Source organism: Clostridioides sp. ES-S-0054-01 (genome assembly GCA_021561035.1).
Taxonomy (GTDB): Bacteria; Bacillota; Clostridia; order Peptostreptococcales; family Peptostreptococcaceae; genus Clostridioides.
In genome coordinates this window covers 459,982-478,980 of sequence record CP067346.1, presented here as the reverse complement: position 1 = coordinate 478,980, position 18,999 = coordinate 459,982, and the positions used below count along the sequence as shown (strand labels likewise).

Below are 18,999 nucleotides of genomic sequence, written 5' to 3'. Positions count from 1 at the left end.
CAACACCTATACTCTTTCTTGGACATTATCATCAGCGTTGGATATAGTCAACAGACAATATAGGATATATTACTATTTTTTATTTAATACAAGGAGTTCCGTGAGACATACATAACCATTCATATTTCAAACTATCCAACTCTTTTACAGATTTCATCATCTTTTTATAATCCCAATTCCATGGATTAGGATAAGGAACTATATTTCCATTCTTATTTTTGACTAAATCACCTGCAAATAATACATCTTCAAAAATCATGCAGACATGCCCTGGAGTATGACCAGGAGTATGGATAATTTTTATATTCCCAATCTGCATATTCTCTCCATAAGGTTCAACATCCTTAATGAGCCTTCTGGAAATTGCCTTTCCAATAAACTTCTTAAACCCAGGTCTATCCTTCTCTCCTATAATAAAAGGTATATCCTCTACATGAGCCCATACTTTTGCTCCTGTTTTTTCTTTCAATAATTTAATATTAGATATATGGTCAACATCATGATGAGTTAATAAAATATGCTTAATATCTGTAAGTTTAATGCCAAGTGTTTTTAATTCTTTAATTATATTTTTCCCCATAAAAGGAAGACCTGTGTCTATGAGAGCAACCTCTTTATCAAACACAATAAAACAATTTGAGCCACGAGTACTATCTAACATTAATACATTTTCTTTTATTTTCATAAATAAATTCCCCCTATTTGGTATTTTGCCTATATAATTAATTAGTGAAGTTATAAATAGTTATAATACTTGATATTAATTTTATTTTTATCAGTGTATACTAATAGTATACAAATATATTGTAATTATCTAAGTATACCACCAGTATACTTTATTATCAATAGAAGGGAATAATTTACATGTCAGAATTGTCAAAAAGAGATAAAGAAAAAATACAAAGAAAAAATGAGATTATTGATAAGGCAGAAAGATTATTTTGCCTTAATGGATTTGATGATACAACAATGAATGAATTAGCAAAAGAAGTTGAACACACTAAACGCACCGTTTATAAGTATTTCTCGTGTAAAGAGGATTTATTCTTTGCTGTTGTTCTAAGAGGATATAAAAGGCTTTGGGATATTGTTAAAATAGAAAGTGCGAAAGGAAAAACAGGGTTTGAAAAGGTAAAACTTTTATACTTTGCATTTCATAAATTTTATTGTCTAGAACCTTCTCTACTATCTCTTATGGGGATGATTGGAATTGTAAAAACTAGAAACTCAGACACCGAAATACCATTTAAAGAAAAGTTTTTTTCTTTTAATAAATTTATGTTTGATGAAATACAAGAAATGTTTGAAACTGGAAAAAATGATGGAAGTATTAGGCATGATGTTGAAATACCTACTCTTATGTATTCATCAATATTTACACTTACAGGATTTTTTAATTTACTATCTGTAGCAGGAAAATCATACCTAAACAATTTTAATATAGATGAGGAAAAATTTATTGAAACAACACTTGCTCTTTTTATAGATTCACTTAAGGCATAGACTTAAGCTTATAAATTAAAGTTTATATACCTAAATGATAATTTTTTCTATCTCTAATATAAAAAATATTAAACATAAAACTATAATTTAAATTAATGAAAGAACTAAATTAACGAAAGGACTAAAAGTAAATGGCTAAAATACTTCTTCTGGAAGACGATGATACAATTACATTTGGGATAAAGACCTCCCTTGAAAAGAAAAATCATACAGTATATTGTTATAATACGATTGCTGAAGCTAAAAAAAATTTTGATAAAACTATTGATTTGATTCTACTTGACTTAAACCTACCTGATGGTATTGGATATGACTTTTGCCAATACGTTAAAAGTATAGAAGATACTCCAGTGATATTTTTGACAGTCCGTGATGATGAAAAAGACATTATACGTGGATTAGATATGGGTGCAGATGACTATGTGGTTAAACCATTTTTGCTTTCAGTACTTCAATCTAGAATTAATGCAGTTCTTAGACGAACTCATTCTAATACTAACAATACTATTACATGTGGACATATAAGCTTGAATAAAGCTGAGGTCAAAGCATACTTAGATAATGTTGAAGTACCTTTGACAGCAGGAGAATATAAGCTTCTTCTAAGTCTGATGGAAAATAAAAATAGAGCTATGACTCGTACAAAGTTACTAGAAATGCTCTGGGATGTAGATGGTAATTTCGTAAATGACAACACTCTTACTGTTACAATAAAGCGTCTTAGAGAAAAATTAAAAAATCCACCTTGTATAAAGACATTAAGAGGCATAGGATATAGAATGGAGGATAGCTAGTGAAAACTCCAAGAAATATCAACAATACAGTTGTTTTTATAATATTCTGCTTAACTACAACTGTTTTATTAAGTGTAATTCTAACAACTATAACTTCTTTTGATGAATACAAGATAATGTCTAAAGCTCTTGGTTCATCATACGAGTACAATCCTGAGTCTACAGAGCGTATACTAAAATCCTTGAAAAATTCTAGTAATGATGATTTTAGAACAGGAAATGAAATTTTATCAAAGCATGGATATTCTAAAAGTACATTTTGGAGTAAAAACTTTTTTTACTTTCTAGTAGTATCGTTTAGTATAATTTCAACAATGGCTCTAGTTGTGTATATAATCAAACATAGAACAAATAGACAAAAACTGAATAGAATAAATAAGCTTACTCGATACTTAGAAGAAGTAAATTTAGGAAAGGAGTCTGTGCTTTTACGATGTGAAGATGAATTTTCTCATCTTGAAGATGAGATATATAAGACAGTGGGGGAACTTCGTTGTTCAAAAGAATTTGCTTTAAAAGAAAGACAAACTCTTTCAGATAACCTTGCAGATATTGCTCATCAACTTAAGACTCCAATTACTTCTATGTCACTTATGGCACAATTACTTTCAGAAAATTGTCCAGATGAAGAAATAGATTATCTTAACAGGCTTACAAATCAAATATCAAGACTTGAGAGACTAGTTTCATCTTTACTTACCATATCAAAATTGGATGCAAGTACTTTAATATTTGAAAGCAAACTTATAGATGTACATTCTCTTCTTACTTATGCAATTGAACCTATAGAAGGTTCTTTAAGAGAAAAACATCAGACATTTACTATCAAAGGTTCTCCTTCAGTAGAATTTGAGATTGATATTAATTGGACTTTAGAAGCTCTTTTAAATATTTTCAAAAATTGCAGTGAACATATAGAAGATGGTGGGCATATCGTTGCTTATTACAGTCAAAACCCTCTATATGTTGAGATTATCATAGAGGATAATGGTAAGGGGTTTGCTCAGGAAGAACTTCCATATATTTTTAATAGATTTTATCGTGGTAAAAACGCTAGTAAGGATAGTATTGGTATAGGGCTTTCTCTAGCAAAGTCTATTATAGAACGTCAAAATGGTACTATACATGCAGAAAATTGCCGTAATGGCGGTGCAAGATTCATAATTAAGTTTTACACATAAAATACTGAGGCTGTCTCAAAATAGAGATAGCCCTCTTTTCATTGTTGAAATGATAAAAATATATTTAATTTCATACAAAAAAGAGTGCCTCATGAACTAAAAAGTTCATTTTGAGACACCCTCAGCCATATCTATACCTATGTTATCTATTATTTTAATAATGTACTTTTATTTGTATTTAGATTCTATTAAATGGACAATTGAACTATCGCTATACTTATATCTAGTCTTTAGGTAAGACTGTTGAATGAGTTCAAATATCTTTTATTTACATTGTTTCATTTTTTATAGATTCTACTATATTTTCATTCTTCAACTGCTTATATCCTATCATATATGATGCTATTACAATAAAAAGTATCATCATAGTAAAACCTATTATTATAGATATAGGTGCAAATGGTAAATATTCGCTAAAATATATTTCATTTATACGCAGAAAAGTATACACTATCCCTATTTGCACAGGAATACTAAGTAATAATGGTGTAATTCCTAAGAACAAACCTTCCAAAACAAGCATCTTTTTTATACCATCTGGAGATAATCCAACAGAACGTAGCATAGCAAACTCTTGTCGTCTACTTCTAATATTTCCTGACACTGTAGCAAATACATTTGATAATCCAATCATAGCCAATAACCCTGTAATAAAGCTTACTATCAAATTCATAGTCTTTCTTCCATTAGCATTTTGTTTTTCGCTTTCTGTAACATCCTCAATACTATAATCTCCTGACCCATAATCTTTATTACAAATGGACTCTAGTTTTTCTCTTACTTTAGGAATATTATCACGATTATCCACTTTAAATAGTCCCATCAGCCTATTTGAACGTAACTTACCTACTTCATCATAATTTTTAGATATTTCCTGCACTACAGACATTGGCACTATTTGCATTAATGTATATCTTGAACTAGTGTCTATTATTTTAGGAAGTGTATTTGTAATTGCTCCCACTTTCATATTGTAAGTATAATCCCCTTTATCTTCATCATATACTTTTTCATTTAATTTAATATTATCTCCTATTGAAAGATTTAAATAATCTATATATACTTTATTTCTACGTGTGCTACGATTAACATCTTCCTCCTTATTATATACAATTGAAGTTGGATTTTTTGTATCATAAAATAACTTTGGGTCTACAGAAATTTGTCTGCAATATTCTGTGAAACTCTCATCATCAAGCCCAATTATATTTGAAATTATACGAAACTTGCCATCACGTTCTATAGGAGAGTATTTTTTAGATGAAACTATATTTTTAAAGCCTCCATTTTCCGCAAGTTCTTTTGAAGCATCTTTTTCAGTCAGCCAAGTAGTAGCAGACATTTTTAGATAATATAGTGAGCTTTTTACGCCTTCTGTATTATTTAATTTTTCAATAAAAGCAGGTTCTACAGGTTCACTATTTTCTAAATAAACTGCTATATCTCTTTGGTCTTTATAATTGTCACTTCCATAAACAGCTTCTGCCCCTTCTTGATTTGCAATTATATGCAAAAAACTTGTCAGTAATAGAAAAGATAATGTTAAAGATATTGTTGCAGTACGATAAGATTTTTTACGAGCACGCAGTGCATTTGATGCAAGTTCTCCTTCTATTCCAAATATCTTTCCTAATGAATATTTATGTGACTTTTTAATTTTAACACTATCTCCTTGTCGTATTGCCTCTATAGGAGATATTTTTGATACTTTTCGTGCTGGTATAAGTGCAGAAATCCATACCGTTACTATTGTAAGTAAGACTGCTGGCAGAAAAGCAGGAATACCATAAGTAAATACTATCTTTGGAGCATCAGTTTGATAATTAACTGAATTAATATAGATTATAAGCCTATTACACAATAACCATCCTAAAAATAAACCTATTGGCAATGGTATAATAGTCAATAAAAAACCTTCAAACACTACAGACCTTTTAATCTGTTTTGGTGATGCCCCAACACTAGATAATATCCCTAATTGAGTAAGTCTAGCATTTGCAGATAATGAAAATGCATTGTAAATTACCATTACAAACACGGCTACTGTAAAAATTACTATTGTGAGATACATAATAGGAGTTGAAAATTTTGATATACTGCTCATAGATGCTTTCTGTTCTGGAGAAAAGACTAACATCTTTAAAAGATAACTACTATTGTATTTAAGATTGTATTTTCCATATTCATTAGTCTTCCATCCCAATGATTTAGCAAGCTTTGGAAGTTCCTTATATGTGTCTCTTATATTTTTAAATCGCAAGTAAACAGTTATACTATCATTAGGTTTTATACTTGTTTTGTCAAGATAGCCAAGAGCTGTATATGCAGGTACAACTGACGAAGTAGTAACATCTACTTTTCCTACTATTGTCAACGTAGTCTCTGAAATTTTTTTAAAACTTTCACCTTTCGATTTTGGAGCTATTGGTTCAAGAGAATTTCCATTTAGGATTCTATCTCCTATTGGGAGAGTAATTTTATCACCAATTTTTACATCTGGATTATTCTCAAAATATTGTTTTGATAGTACAATTTCATTAGCATTATTTGGTATACGACCCTCTATTATAGTGTCCTTTTCTGGCATAGAATTCCAATACTCTGATGTAGCATTCCTATAAATTATATAATCTCTTTTGTCATTATTAATTTTGCCTACATACCATTGTCCTTTTACCATTACATCATCAACTGAAGAAAAATTTTCAATTAATGATAAGTCGCTTCCATAGGTATCGTCAAACAATTCACCATGCCAGTTACCTTCTTTCTCAATTGAAAGTCTTATAAAATCACTCCACATAGTATACAACAGTCCACATAAAGAAGACATCATTATTGTAGTAAGTAATATAGCTAACATTATAGCTATACTACTACGCTTATTGCGTCGTACAAAGTCTAAGGTGTATTCTTGAAGAATATTCATTTCTTCACCACCTTTTCAGAGACAATCACTCCATCTTCCATAGTTACAATGCGATTTGCCTCTAGTGCTATTTTCTCATCATGAGTAATAAGAAGTATCGTCTGATTAAATCGTTTATTTGATAAGTTTAGCAAATCTACAATTTCTTCTGAATTTTTTCTATCGAGATTACCAGTTGGTTCATCTGCTAATAAAATAGCTGGTCTATAGATTAAACTTCTAGCTATAGATACCCTTTGTTGTTGCCCACCTGAAAGTTGACTTGGAAGATGATTTAATCTATCAGATAATCCCAATATAGATACAATCTCAGAGAATCTATCCTCATCCACCTTTCTTTTATCAAGTAACATGGGTAATAATATATTTTTTCTAACATCAAGAGTAGGTATAAGATTATAAAATTGATAAATAAGACCTACTTTTCTACGTCTAAAAACTGCAAGAGCTTCTTCTTTTAAACTTGATATTTCTGTATCTTCAATATAAATCTTTCCAGATGTAGGTCTATCTACTCCCCCAAGCATATGCAGTAATGTAGATTTACCAGAACCAGATGCTCCTACAATGGATACAAAATCACCTTTTTGAACTGATAAATTTACATTATTAAGAGCTGTCACTCTGGTTTGATTTGAACCATATATTTTTGTGAGATTTTCACATTTTAGTATTTCCATATACAATCATCTCCTTTATGGTTAAATTTTAGCAACCTAAAATGACATTATAGTGACATAAATATAAATATCGATTACTATTAAAAATATTGTTTAGTTTTTACATATTATTTAAAATTATAATATAAAACAAAAACTATGCAATATATTTTATTTATACTTTTAATATATCGCATAGTCTTTAAAAGATATTATCTTTAAATATCTATAAGTATTTAATTTAGTAATTAATGTATTTTATATACTAAAGAAATTTTGCTATACATACATTCGACTCAGTAAAATCATCTGATAACGAAGTAACTAATATTTATAGATAAAATTAAATCAATATTATAAAAGCTATAAATTATAAAATTTCTAATATAATTTATAGCTTTTATTTTTTACAAATGTTGTTTTTCTATTGATTTATTAATGAATTTTATTGAAAAGTTGTATTTATAATAAGTAAACATATACATAATGAATAAATATATAATCTACATATCTATAAGCTGAGTCAATTCACCAGTATATGTCAACTTAAGTTTGTGCATAGCTCGTGTACAAGCAATATACAACAAACTACGGTCATAATCACTATAATATGTTTTATTATTTACTGAAGGTACAATAACCTCATCAAACTCTAGACCTTTTGACATTTTAACAGAAGTTATGGACACTCCTTTTGTAAAGCTAGAACTTTCAGAAGATATTAAGTTAACACTATATTCTTGTTTTAAAGAATTATATACAGCTTCAGCCTCACTATCTGTCTTTAATATAATTCCAAGAGTAGCATTATCACTCTTTTTAAATTCTTCAAGTTCTATTTTTATCCTATTTATTTCATCCTGTTCATTATTACACTTAAATAAAGCTGGTTCATCACCATGTCGTTCAATAGGCTCTAATGAAGATATATCTTGAATTTTTTTTGCAAAGTTAATAATCTCAAAAGTAGAACGATAACTTTTATTCAACGTAACTAATTCTCCGTCATTATATAGCTGCCTCATATCATCTAGCGTATGAGTATGATTAGGATTAACTAATTGTCCAAAGTCTCCAAGAATAGTCTTTTTACACTTAAAAAGTAAGTTTATTACAGCATATTGAATAGGAGTATAATCCTGCATCTCATCAATAACAATATGTCTTATAACCTTATCTTCTTGTAGCCCCTCATATGCAGCATGAATGTATATAAATGGATATACATCTGCCCATTCAAGGGTTTTCTTTGCTGCCATCACAAACATGTTTGATATATCCATTTGTTTAAAGAAATCCTTATACAATGTAAGAGTATTTTTTATTGTCAACATTCCATTTAAACTTTTAAGTATACTTTTTACCCTTGGTAAATCCTCTTCCATAATATTATCTGATTCAAATTTATAATGAATATCTTCAGCTACCTTCTCTAATCTTCTCTTAACTGGATATTTATTATATGCCTCAAATCTACTCTGTATCCAATCACTTTTGGCTGTGAAACTTCCAAAAGTGTAGTCTTCTGGAATAAAAATTTTATTTGGCATTTGCTTTATATAACTATCCATAAGTTTTACAAAATCAAGTGTAGATTTAAAACGCACTCTTTCAGCCCATTTAGCATCATTCATTTCTAACGGGTCTCTATCACTTTCAAAATTAATAATTCTCTCTAATTGTACTTCTGCTATATTTTCAAAACTTAATTCACATAATGGCTCTTCTCCAAGTTCAGGTAGAACATTTGAAATATAATCTCCAAATACTTTGTTGGGCGATAGGATAATTACATTGTTTGCTGATATTTTATCTTTAAATCTATAAAGAAGAAAAGCAATTCTGTGTAATGCTATAGATGTTTTCCCAGAACCAGCAACTCCTTGAATAATTAGTGTGTCAGCTTTATCATTTCTTATAATTTGATTTTGTTCCTTTTGTATTGTTGAAATAATTGACTTCATCTTTTCGTCTGAAGTGTGACTAAGCTCCTTTTGAAGAATATCATCTTGTATGTTAATAGAACTTTCTAATGCGTATTCCAATTTTCCATTTTTAATTTTAAATTGTCGTTTTCTTGTTATTTCTCCATCTACCCATCCTATTGGTGCATCATATCCTGCTTTTCCTATTTCATAATCATAAAACATACTGGCAATTGGAGAACGCCAATCAAGTATTATAAGTTCATCTTCATAATCAAATGCAAATCTACCAATATAATACTTAGATTCATCATCCATATCTTTCATTCTAAAATCTACTCTAGCAAAGTACGGAGAATCTTTAATTTTATTAATCTTATCTCGAACTTTTACCATAAAAGCTCCATAGTTATCTATTTGTTTTAATGCTTGCTCATTTTGAAACATTTCATGTGGGTCTATTTCGCCACGATTTTTTACCATATACATTTTAGCATCCATATAATCCTTATCAAGCTTGCCAACAAGATTTTCAGCTTTCTTAAAAGCATCATCTAACTTGTTATTTATATCTGTTAGATGTACAATCTCATCTGGAAAAAAAGTTGTTAACTCTGTATCATGTTCATATATGTTATGTTTAGAATTGGATGCAATAGTATCACAATTTACTACTTGTTTATTTTCAGACATTTGAACCCTCCTTGTTAATTAAGTACTTATACTGAATCATTATACTTAATTGTATTTTGGAGTTTTTAATCATTCTTGCTATTTAATTTAAATGTTAGGTTTAAAACTCCTTTTTTCCAATACTAAATCTTCCTATAACGACCATAAGTACACTTACAAGCAAAATATACTGAAAATAAGAATACTCTTATATATAAACTAATTCAAATTATATATAAATTAATCCCAATTATATATAAACTAATTCAAAGAAAGAATATACGATAAACTTTTCATTTAATTTACATTAATCTTTTCCATTATCCGTTTCTTCTACATAAGGAAGGATAAACTTTTGAGTAGGATATCCAAATTCTACAAGCAATTCTGCTTCTGCAAATCCCAACTTCTTTATCATATCTCTATGTCCTGTATCAGCTTTATCACCCTCTCGAAAAGTAGTAATTGAGATGTCTGTATCTATCAAAAAATCTTCAATAACTTTCTTTAAGAACACTTGTGCAATATCTGAATTACGATACTGTGGATGTATTCCAAAAAAATCAATACTTCTAGTTTCTCTATTAAACACCATATTTGCAATAGCAATATTATTAAATTTTAATATCAAAGCTCTTTCTTCTAAAATATACTGTTCCAACTTATATATATATTCTTCTTCCTGCAAATTTGGAAATCCATCTATTACTAATCTCACTAAATTCATCCATAATGGTATATCAGACATATTTGCAAGTTTAATTTCTTTTTCCAACTCTAGTACATTTTTTGAAAATAAGTTATCTTTTTTCAAAACAAATCTTAGCTGCAAAGGATAAAATTCTTGTTCTTTTCGATATTTATTTGGAGATTTTTTATACATAGCCTTAAATATAGAAGTGAATGCCTGTTGACTTTCATATCCAGCTATCAATGCAATTTCAATGATTGGTTTCTTCGAAAATACCAATAGTTTTGCTGCTTCTGTTAATTTTCTTCGTTTTATGTAATCGTGCATTGTCAAGCCAACAGAAGATGTGAAAGTTCTATGTAGGTGATATTTTGAATAATGAACAGCATTAGCAACTATATCTAAATCCAACTTCTCTGATAAATGCTCCTCTATATAGTCAATAGCAGTTATGACATTAATTACTTTATAAGACATTGCAGCTTTCCTCCTTTTATCCATGCAACATTATATCAATTACCACTTAATAATATTTAATGAATCTTGCTCTTTTACAAACGAATTTATTGTTTCTATGTACTTTATTCAATACTATAAACTTAATAATATTCTTATATGTTTTCCAATCCTAATAATAACTATTTTCTAAATAACATGACGCCTTAATCCCTTATATAAATTCTAAGTTCAAAAGTTTAATATATCACTTTCTACTTTTTGATTAAATACTCTAATCCTTTAATCTTCAACAACCTTTCATTTAGTAAATCTAAAAAGTTATTTATTATTTCCTTCTTGAAGGTGAAATCTATATAAAGTTCACCTTTTATGTAAATAAGTTTATACTCTATTTTAATATACCTTAATTTGGCTTATAATCTATTGAAACTAACAAATTAGACTTCTAAGTATAGACTATAATTGCTTACCTATTAGCAAAATCTATTTTTAACTAATCTTGTTTTGTATGTTGAACGTATTCTACAATTGTGCCATCTGGATGTTTTACTGTCATATTATATCCTGTAGGAACTTTTTTCTTATCTCTTACCACAACTGCTCCATTCTTTAATAGATAACTTCTCCATTCATTAACAGAATCAACCATAAAAGTAGACTTAGTTTCTATAAATGGTTTGAGAGAATCATCAGAACCAGATAATAGTAAGACATTTCCTATTTGTGCTAATTCTAATCCAACTTCTTTATAAGAGAAACGCAAAGAACATTTTTCTTTTAAAAGATTCTCATAAAATGGTATTGCTTTTTCTATATCTTGAATATAAAAACGTGTTAATATATCATATATCTTCATACTTTCCCCCTATATCTATCTATATTATTTCTTATAAATTATAACACTCTACAAATTATATAACAATAAATTAAGCATCACCTTTTGAGCATCTTAAGTACACTTTCACAATATGTTTGAGTTATATAGAATAACAAATCAAACCTCTTTGCTATCATTAGAATAAAATTAATGCAGTAAACGTCCTCTCTATTATCAAATAACAGACAATAATTTTCAATTTTCTATATAATAGGTAACATTATTTTCGTAAGATATTCACTAGCTGGACGATTGATATCATTTAAGTACTAATAATATATATCGCCATGAAGTTTATATCCACTGTTCTTTGACCATGAAAATAATTCCTCTCTCATCCAGATATTTAGAAATTTTTTAAACTTTGCTTCGAAAACTCTGAAAACTATGCCGTAAAGTCAATTGTTTTTCGTATTGCTAAAATACAATATTTAGACTGTTCAACTATTGTTATATTAAATATTCTAGTCATTTTATTCATTCATTACTTTATTTTCACTTCTAATATTTTTATAACAAAATTTATTGTATAACTAATTATTTCATATGAATATAAAACAGACTCTCCTTTTATTTCTTATATCAAAAGTATAACAAAAACAATCTTATCATGCTTGTCACACAGTATTCTTATAAACAGTACATACTTAAAAGACTTGCCTCATTTTAAGGCAAGTCTTAAAAAATCTTCTTTTCATGAAAAATTTATACAAACAATTCAAATATTAAAATAATATAAAACTACAAATTTAAACTTATTAATATCAAATTTCAGAATTTAAACAAGTTTCAGGTTCATCTTCTATTCTTGCTATTTTAAACTTACATGCAATTAATACTAGAGATACTATTGGATTTATAATATTTAATAAAGCATATGGACCATATGTTAATGCAGATACACCTAATGTTGCTGTTATATACGCTCCACAGGTATTCCATGGTACTAGTGGAGAAGTTAAAGTTCCACTATCTTCTAAAGCTCTTGACAACATCTTAGGATGTATACCTCTCTTTTTATACTCCTTATTATACATTCTTCCTGGTATAACTATAGATAAGTATTGTTCACCTGCTATTATGTTAGTAATTGTACAAGTTACCATTGTACATAATACTGTTCCAAATACACCCTTTGCTAATCTTAGTAAAGAAGACGCTACGACTTCAAGCATACCTGTTTTTTCCAAAATACCTCCGAGAGATAGAGCACATATTGTTAAAGATACAGTGGACATCATATTCGCAATCCCGCCTTTAGATAATAAAGCATCTACCTCTTCTATTTGTGTTGATGAAACATATCCATTTTGTGCTGCGTCTAATATCATATTCATAGATTCTCCTTGAAAAACTACTGCAAACAATACTCCTAATACAACACCCACTATAAGCCCTGGTATAGCAGGAACTTTAAATACAACCAATCCAATTACTATTGCCGGAGCTAATAATAATACTGGCGATAAAGTATTAAATGTAGAATTTAATGTAGACCTAATTAGTTCTATCTGTTTTATATCTAGTGCTTGACCTGAATACTTCATTCCGATTATACCATAAATTACTAAACAAATTAATAATGATGGTATAGTTGAATATAGCATATATTTTATATGTGTAAACAAATCTGTTCCTGCCATTGCTGGAGCTAAGTTAGTCGTTTCAGATAAAGGTGATAGTTTATCTCCAAAGTAAGCTCCAGATATGATAGAACCTACTATTAATCCAACTGGCATACCTAAACTTTGACCAATTCCTAAAAGAGCTACTCCTACTGTACCCATTGTGCTCCAAGATGAACCTGTCGCAAGAGATACTATTGCACAGACTAGTGTTGATGCCACTAAAAAAACATTTGGTGATAAAATTTTTAGTCCCCAGTAAATCATACATGGAACTACTCCACTTACTATCCAAGTCCCTATAAGTACACCTATTATAATTATGATTAAGATTGCTTGCATCGCCATCTTTATACTATTAAACATACTTAATTCTAACTCTTTCCATTTAAACCCAAGTCTATATACAGCTACAAGCCCTGCTACTGCTGCAGCTCCTATTAGTGGTACATGAGGTGATGAACCATACACTAATACTCCTAGACTTAAAAATAATATCAGAAAAGTAATTGGTATCATTGCATCAAATAGATTTGCTTTCCTACATTCTCGCTCTTTCATAAAATAATTTCCTCCTAATTATTTGAACACTACACTATAATTTTTTTTAAAACATATTCGCTCGTACTAGATGACATGATACCTCCATAAGTTAAGAAAAATTCTACATTGTCACCTAATTTATAATCATGTTTTGTGTTACTTACATCTAATATCATGTGGTCTGAACTTGCTCCTAATATTCTTATATCAGTGTCTATTGGAATTAAAGAGTCAATATTTATATCTTGTTTACCTATAGCTATGATTGCCCTTTTTAAGATTCCCTTATCTTCATAAACAGGTTTATTTCTAAAAGCATCAACTCCTATTTCTCCAATAGGAACTGATGGCTTTTCTTTACATTCAACTACTTGGCATATCAATTTAAATGCATCTTGATATGTTCCACCTATATTTTTACCGTATGATGTTTCTCTACCAAGTAGAATAGATTCCCCTATTCTCAAATTAGTAATACCTTCTGGCATATTATTACTTGTCATTAGATGTATAGAACTTGAATTACCCCCAGATACGATTTCAAGATTTATTCCAAATTTCTCTTCCATTTTTTGTGCTATACCTACTAATCTACCTATATTTTCTCTAGATGGTATAATAGCTCCATAACAAGTTAAGTTTGTAGCTATACCAATTATTTTAATATTTTTTAATCTTACTATCTCTCTTACATCATTAAAAAGGTCTTCTTCATAAAAATATCCTTCTCGTAAATCTCCTAAGTCAAACATAATAACTATCTTATGAATAATATTTTTACTTTCACACAATTCATTTAACTTCTTTATTGTTCCTAGTTCTGAGTTAAAACTAATATCACAATAATTGATAACGTCTTCTAATTCACTTAGCATGGGAATTCTAATCAACATTTTAGGTAAATTTATATCTTGTAATTTTTTTAAATTTTGTATTCTTGAATCTGCTATATAATCTACTCCATCCCTACATACTGCTTCTACTATTTCTTTTTGTGCACAAAATGATTTAGTAACAAAAGATATCTTAATATTTCTTTCATGACACATCTGCGAAATTACTTTTGCATTATGTTTTAACTTTTCCATATCTATTTCTAACCTAGGGTACATAATCTTTCCTCCTCGAAGTTCAAACTTTTTAGCAGGAGCTTAAGAGATGCTTCTTCATATTTTTTAGATAAAGCACCCATGGATGCCATAATATAGTCATTATCTATCAATATTTTTGTTTTTTCCTTTGGAAATAGCAATTCATTATTTTTATTGTATTTAAGCATATTATCTAATATTTCAATTCTACTAGGGAGCCTAGTAAGTGCTCCCCCTGTACCAACTATATATCTTACTTCTGTTAAATCTTTTCCTTCTGCAATTTTGATTTTTCCAGTTGTTCCATAGATATTTCTTATTTTTCCCGAGTGTCTCAACATAGCTTTAATAACAGCTTCTTTTGTCAATCTCTCGACAAATAATATTTCTTCTATTGATTTTGGTATTGGTGGATAATTATCTATTATGGAATCAATATCTATAGATAATTCACTTTGTAAATTTTCTTTACCTATAACTTCTACTATATTTTTCATATTTACATATACACCTAAATCCCCCTCAACACTTCTCTTTGCTGTAGGTTCAGGATTAACTAAAATTTTATTAATATAGTCACTTCCATCCGTAACAGAATGTACATCCGTAGTTGCTCCACCTACATCTAGAGTTAATAAATCTCCAATATTTTTATATAAGAGTTTAGAAGCTTCCATTACAGCTCCCGGAGTTGGAGTAATATTTTCATTAACCATTTCTTTAATATACTTCATTCCTGGTGCTGTAGTTATGTGTTCTTCAAATACACCTTGAATAATTTTTCTTGTAGGTTCTATATTCAATAAATCTATTTTAGGGTATACATTTTCAGTTATATAAAGTTTATAGTTTGTATCTTCAAATATTAATCTTATTTCCTCTTTATTTTCAATATTTCCAGCATATATAACTGGTATACCTAGATTCATAGAAGCTATCATTTCTGCATTATAAATAGCTGTATCTCTTTCTCCGTAATCGACTCCTCCAGCTATTAAAATTATGTTTGGGTTTATTTCTTTTATTTTATTTAAATCAGTTCTTTTAATTCTACCTGATGTTACTTGACGAATAACAGCTCCAGCCCCTAGAGCAGCTTCTTTAGCTGCTTTTACTGTCATATCATATACTAATCCATGAACAGTCATTTTTAATCCACCAGCTGCACTAGAAGTTGCAAACATATCATTATACTCTATATCATCTACAGATAATTTATTAGCTAAATCCTTAATAGCACCTGACAAGCCATTTCTTACATCGCCACCTTCAAACACTGTTGTTGGAGCTTGACCTTGACCCAAAAATACAGGATTATTAGTATCAATATCGTGGAAAGCGTTTACCACAGTAGTAGTACTTCCTATTTCAGCTACCAACACATCTATTTTTAAAGAAACTTTTTTATTTTCCATTATTTATTATTCATTTCTCTTCTTTTTTCAACTAAGAAAGTAGCTACATGTATACCTTTGCTGTTTCTTCCAAACCCAGCATCTATTCCTTGTTCAACGGCTATTTCAGGTGTTACTTGTGTTCCTCCACATGCAATCATTACTTTATCTCTTATACCTTTTTCTACACAATAATCGTGCAATTTCTTCATGTTTTTATAGTGAATATCATCATGACTTATTATTGTAGATGCGAGTATTGCATCTGCATTTAGTTCAATCGCTGCATCTACCAATTTTTCTACAGGTACAGAAGTCCCTAGATAATGGCATTCTATACCATATTTTTCAATACCACCATGTTTTATATCTATGATTTCCCTTAAACCAACTGAATGTTCGTCTTCTCCAACTGTAGCTGAAACTATTTTCATAGGTTTTTCTTCTATATCTGCTCTTATTTCTTCATCAGTTAGTACTTTAGGTTCTTCTGGTATTACTAAATTGTTTAAATCTATATCAAATGGAACTCTTCCTTTTACTTCTATCCTAGTCCCTTCAGACTCATGCATAACTTCTCTACTTATAACCTCAATTTCTTGTAAGTTCATTTTTTTTGCAAATTCCAGAGCTGCAAACTCAGCTGTTCTTTTATCAGTAGGAAGCATCATTGTTATCATTACAATTCCATCTGCACACCATTCCATTTCAGGCTTAATTTTAGTTCCATTTCTATATTCATCTGATTCTTTTAGTCTATTTTCCACATTATCAAAATCGTCAAGCTCATCGATATATATTATTTTGTCTGGATTTTCAAATGTGCATCCATCTATTAACATTGATGGATTATCTATAGCATTTTCATCGTATTGAGCTACATTATTGTATCCAAAGTGAGCAGTTACAGGTGCTAAATAATCTTCTTCTCTTTCATAAACAGTGCCTTCACCAACTCCTCCCTTTATTTTTCTAGATATTCCATCACCATTTCTTTCTGGATAATTTCCAGAATCAACAAAAAATCCTTGTTCTACAGATTCAAAATATCCACCAACTTCAAATATTTCTTCCATATATAATACAGCTCTTTCTTTAAGTTCTCTTGCTTTGTCTCTTAATTCACCGACATCTTTAAGTTCTATCATATCCATAAGACCATCCATACCAACTAAAGCTTGCTTTGCTGTATCACATGCTTCTATGTTGTATATATGCCAAGGTACATTTCTACCTTCATCAGGTGTTATAGTTGATTGTATGTCAGCTCTAGTTAATACTGATGTCAATAAATTTAATACATGAGTAACTGTTGCTTCTCTAGTTGATGATTCCATATATTTAGTATTCATTTGAGCTCTCATCTTATAATCGCTAAATAATTCTCTAAGTGCAACAGCATAAGGTAAGTCTATTCTTAAACATGGTGCTGGAGGTGCTGTTGGCGGAACTGTTGATAGGCATATATTGCTTTTATCTATTCCTATTTTTTCTGAGAATATAGAGTTTAAAGCGTGTTGAACCATAAGTTCAGGCATTACCTTCCATGCTTCTCTAGCAGTAGCATTAGCATTATGTGCTCCGTCTATTTGAGCTATATTGGCAAAAGCCATTATTTTCTTAGCTTCACAAGCATCTACAAAAGACCTTACCATGTTTATATTTCTATATAGAACATTGTATTGTGGGTCTTGGTGTGCTCCATTAACCCCTTCTTCAGCAAACATTACTGCTACTTCAGGACCAGCAACACCACTTACATATGAATGGTAATTAATAGGTCTACCAACTTCTTCTTCTATAAAATCAAGAGCTTTTCTCTGAGCTCTTACTTGCTTTCTTGTTATTGGAACTCCACCTATACCTTGAGGAGTGCCTTCTATAAGTCCGTCAAAATGTGATTGTCCAGCAGTTCTAATAACCATTAAATGGTCAGCACCATGATGAGCTGCCATCCTCATTCTTCTTATATCATCTTCAAATCTACCAGAAGCTATTTCAGTAGTAATAACTGGGCTCGGTTGAGGGTCTATATTATTGAAGTACTTAGATGATGGTAGCCCCACACTGTCTTTTAAAGGTTTTGTACAGTCTTTATATTCAAAAGGTCCCATTTCAAGATTTTCCAAATGCTCTCTCCAAACCCAACCTCTTCTTTTTGGTTTATATTTATCCAAATCTTTTAATATATAGTCTATATCCAATTTTTTATTTTCCTTTAACATGATTCTACCCCTTCTCTAAATAAACATGTAACTTCATCCCAATATTCACCATTAACTAATAGTAAACCTGCTTCTCTAACTGTTATATTTTTAGATTTAGCCAGCTTATAAACTACATGCCCTGCCCCTTTACCTATAAGACCTCTTTCCATAACACCTTCTAAAATAGGTTTTACTTCAAGAGAAGAAAATCCCATTCTTAACAATACAGACCTTTCTATTGATGGTGTTGTATTCTTTTTACCTAGGTCTATCATTGGTTCTACTATCTGAGTAGCTAAATTCCAAAACCTTTCTTTTAACTCCTCATCACTCAGTTCTTGAAGATGTTTTCTTCTAACTTCAAAATCATCCGCTCTTTTTTTCATGAACATTCCCCCATTCATATCAATTTAAGTGAATTTTCCAAATATTTATTCTATGTTAAATTA

14 protein-coding genes are annotated in these 18,999 nt (G+C 29.6%); 3 read left to right on the top strand and 11 right to left on the bottom strand.

Annotation, left to right across the window (positions count from 1 at the left end; translation table 11 throughout):
* Nucleotides 1-79 precede the first annotated feature (79 nt).
* Nucleotides 80-685, bottom strand: a complete 606-nt coding sequence (locus JJC02_02580; protein ID UDN55096.1) for an MBL fold metallo-hydrolase — start codon at nt 683-685, stop codon at nt 80-82.
* Nucleotides 686-864: 179 nt separating this feature from the next.
* On the opposite strand from JJC02_02580, the gene JJC02_02575 reads away from it, so the two are divergent.
* The 3 genes from JJC02_02575 (at nt 865) to JJC02_02565 (ending at nt 3,478) form a co-directional block, all read left to right on the top strand.
* The gene (locus JJC02_02575; protein ID UDN55095.1) at nt 865-1,503 is read left to right on the top strand and encodes a TetR/AcrR family transcriptional regulator; all 639 of its coding nucleotides are present in this window, start codon (nt 865-867) and stop codon (nt 1,501-1,503) included.
* A 131-nt stretch (nt 1,504-1,634) separates the two neighbouring features.
* The gene (locus tag JJC02_02570) at nt 1,635-2,297 is read left to right on the top strand and encodes a response regulator transcription factor (GenBank protein UDN55094.1); all 663 of its coding nucleotides are present in this window, start codon (nt 1,635-1,637) and stop codon (nt 2,295-2,297) included.
* Nucleotides 2,297-3,478, top strand: a complete 1,182-nt coding sequence (locus JJC02_02565; GenBank protein UDN55093.1) for a HAMP domain-containing histidine kinase — start codon at nt 2,297-2,299, stop codon at nt 3,476-3,478. Before JJC02_02570 ends, JJC02_02565 begins: the two co-directional genes overlap by 1 nt.
* A gap of 268 nt (nt 3,479-3,746) precedes the next feature.
* Here the strand turns inward: JJC02_02565 and JJC02_02560 are convergent, their stop codons facing one another.
* The 10 genes from JJC02_02560 to JJC02_02515 form a co-directional block, all read right to left on the bottom strand.
* Entirely contained in the window at nt 3,747-6,407 is a 2,661-nt protein-coding gene (locus JJC02_02560; protein ID UDN55092.1) for an FtsX-like permease family protein, read from the bottom strand.
* A complete protein-coding gene (locus tag JJC02_02555; GenBank protein ID UDN55091.1) occupies nt 6,404-7,087 on the bottom strand; it encodes an ABC transporter ATP-binding protein in 684 nt (227 codons plus the stop codon). Before JJC02_02555 ends, JJC02_02560 begins: the two co-directional genes overlap by 4 nt.
* A 482-nt stretch (nt 7,088-7,569) precedes the next feature.
* Nucleotides 7,570-9,684: an ATP-binding domain-containing protein gene (locus JJC02_02550; protein ID UDN55090.1), complete on the bottom strand. Its 2,115-nt coding sequence runs from the start codon at nt 9,682-9,684 to the stop codon at nt 7,570-7,572.
* Nucleotides 9,685-9,970: 286 nt separating this feature from the next.
* Entirely contained in the window at nt 9,971-10,831 is an 861-nt protein-coding gene (locus tag JJC02_02545) for a helix-turn-helix transcriptional regulator (GenBank protein ID UDN55089.1), read from the bottom strand.
* 475 nt (nt 10,832-11,306) lie between these two features.
* On the bottom strand, nt 11,307-11,669 hold the full coding sequence (locus tag JJC02_02540; protein UDN55088.1) for a VOC family protein: 363 nt from the start codon (nt 11,667-11,669) through the stop codon (nt 11,307-11,309).
* A gap of 785 nt (nt 11,670-12,454) precedes the next feature.
* Nucleotides 12,455-13,876 (bottom strand): Na+/H+ antiporter NhaC, encoded by a 1,422-nt coding sequence (nhaC, locus tag JJC02_02535; GenBank protein UDN55087.1) that lies wholly within the window; start codon nt 13,874-13,876, stop codon nt 12,455-12,457.
* A 29-nt stretch (nt 13,877-13,905) separates the two neighbouring features.
* Nucleotides 13,906-14,970, bottom strand: a complete 1,065-nt coding sequence (locus JJC02_02530; protein UDN55086.1) for an alanine/ornithine racemase family PLP-dependent enzyme — start codon at nt 14,968-14,970, stop codon at nt 13,906-13,908.
* Nucleotides 14,955-16,364 carry a glutamate mutase L gene (locus JJC02_02525; protein UDN55085.1) on the bottom strand — a complete coding sequence of 470 codons (1,410 nt, stop codon included), beginning with the start codon at nt 16,362-16,364 and terminating at the stop codon, nt 14,955-14,957. Before JJC02_02525 ends, JJC02_02530 begins: the two co-directional genes overlap by 16 nt.
* A complete protein-coding gene (locus tag JJC02_02520; GenBank protein ID UDN55084.1) occupies nt 16,364-18,568 on the bottom strand; it encodes a cobalamin-dependent protein in 2,205 nt (734 codons plus the stop codon). Before JJC02_02520 ends, JJC02_02525 begins: the two co-directional genes overlap by 1 nt.
* Nucleotides 18,562-18,936 carry an ornithine aminomutase subunit alpha gene (locus JJC02_02515; protein UDN55083.1) on the bottom strand — a complete coding sequence of 125 codons (375 nt, stop codon included), beginning with the start codon at nt 18,934-18,936 and terminating at the stop codon, nt 18,562-18,564. The genes JJC02_02520 and JJC02_02515 overlap by 7 nt, the downstream gene beginning before the upstream one ends.
* Nucleotides 18,937-18,999: the final 63 nt, after the last annotated feature.

What these genes read in the sequence shown, in the direction of transcription:
- JJC02_02580 (UDN55096.1), bottom strand. Translation starts at nt 685, where the DNA reads ATGAAAATAAAAGAAAATGTATTAATGTTAGATAGTACTCGTGGCTCA.
- JJC02_02575 (UDN55095.1), top strand. Translation starts at nt 865, where the DNA reads ATGTCAGAATTGTCAAAAAGAGATAAAGAAAAAATACAAAGAAAAAAT.
- JJC02_02570 (UDN55094.1), top strand. Translation starts at nt 1,635, where the DNA reads ATGGCTAAAATACTTCTTCTGGAAGACGATGATACAATTACATTTGGG.
- JJC02_02560 (UDN55092.1), bottom strand. Translation starts at nt 6,407, where the DNA reads ATGAATATTCTTCAAGAATACACCTTAGACTTTGTACGACGCAATAAG.
- JJC02_02555 (UDN55091.1), bottom strand. Translation starts at nt 7,087, where the DNA reads ATGGAAATACTAAAATGTGAAAATCTCACAAAAATATATGGTTCAAAT.
- JJC02_02550 (UDN55090.1), bottom strand. Translation starts at nt 9,684, where the DNA reads ATGTCTGAAAATAAACAAGTAGTAAATTGTGATACTATTGCATCCAAT.
- JJC02_02545 (UDN55089.1), bottom strand. Translation starts at nt 10,831, where the DNA reads ATGTCTTATAAAGTAATTAATGTCATAACTGCTATTGACTATATAGAG.
- JJC02_02540 (UDN55088.1), bottom strand. Translation starts at nt 11,669, where the DNA reads ATGAAGATATATGATATATTAACACGTTTTTATATTCAAGATATAGAA.
- nhaC (UDN55087.1), bottom strand. Translation starts at nt 13,876, where the DNA reads ATGAAAGAGCGAGAATGTAGGAAAGCAAATCTATTTGATGCAATGATA.
- JJC02_02530 (UDN55086.1), bottom strand. Translation starts at nt 14,970, where the DNA reads ATGTACCCTAGGTTAGAAATAGATATGGAAAAGTTAAAACATAATGCA.
- JJC02_02525 (UDN55085.1), bottom strand. Translation starts at nt 16,364, where the DNA reads ATGGAAAATAAAAAAGTTTCTTTAAAAATAGATGTGTTGGTAGCTGAA.
- JJC02_02520 (UDN55084.1), bottom strand. Translation starts at nt 18,568, where the DNA reads ATGTTAAAGGAAAATAAAAAATTGGATATAGACTATATATTAAAAGAT.
- JJC02_02515 (UDN55083.1), bottom strand. Translation starts at nt 18,936, where the DNA reads ATGAAAAAAAGAGCGGATGATTTTGAAGTTAGAAGAAAACATCTTCAA.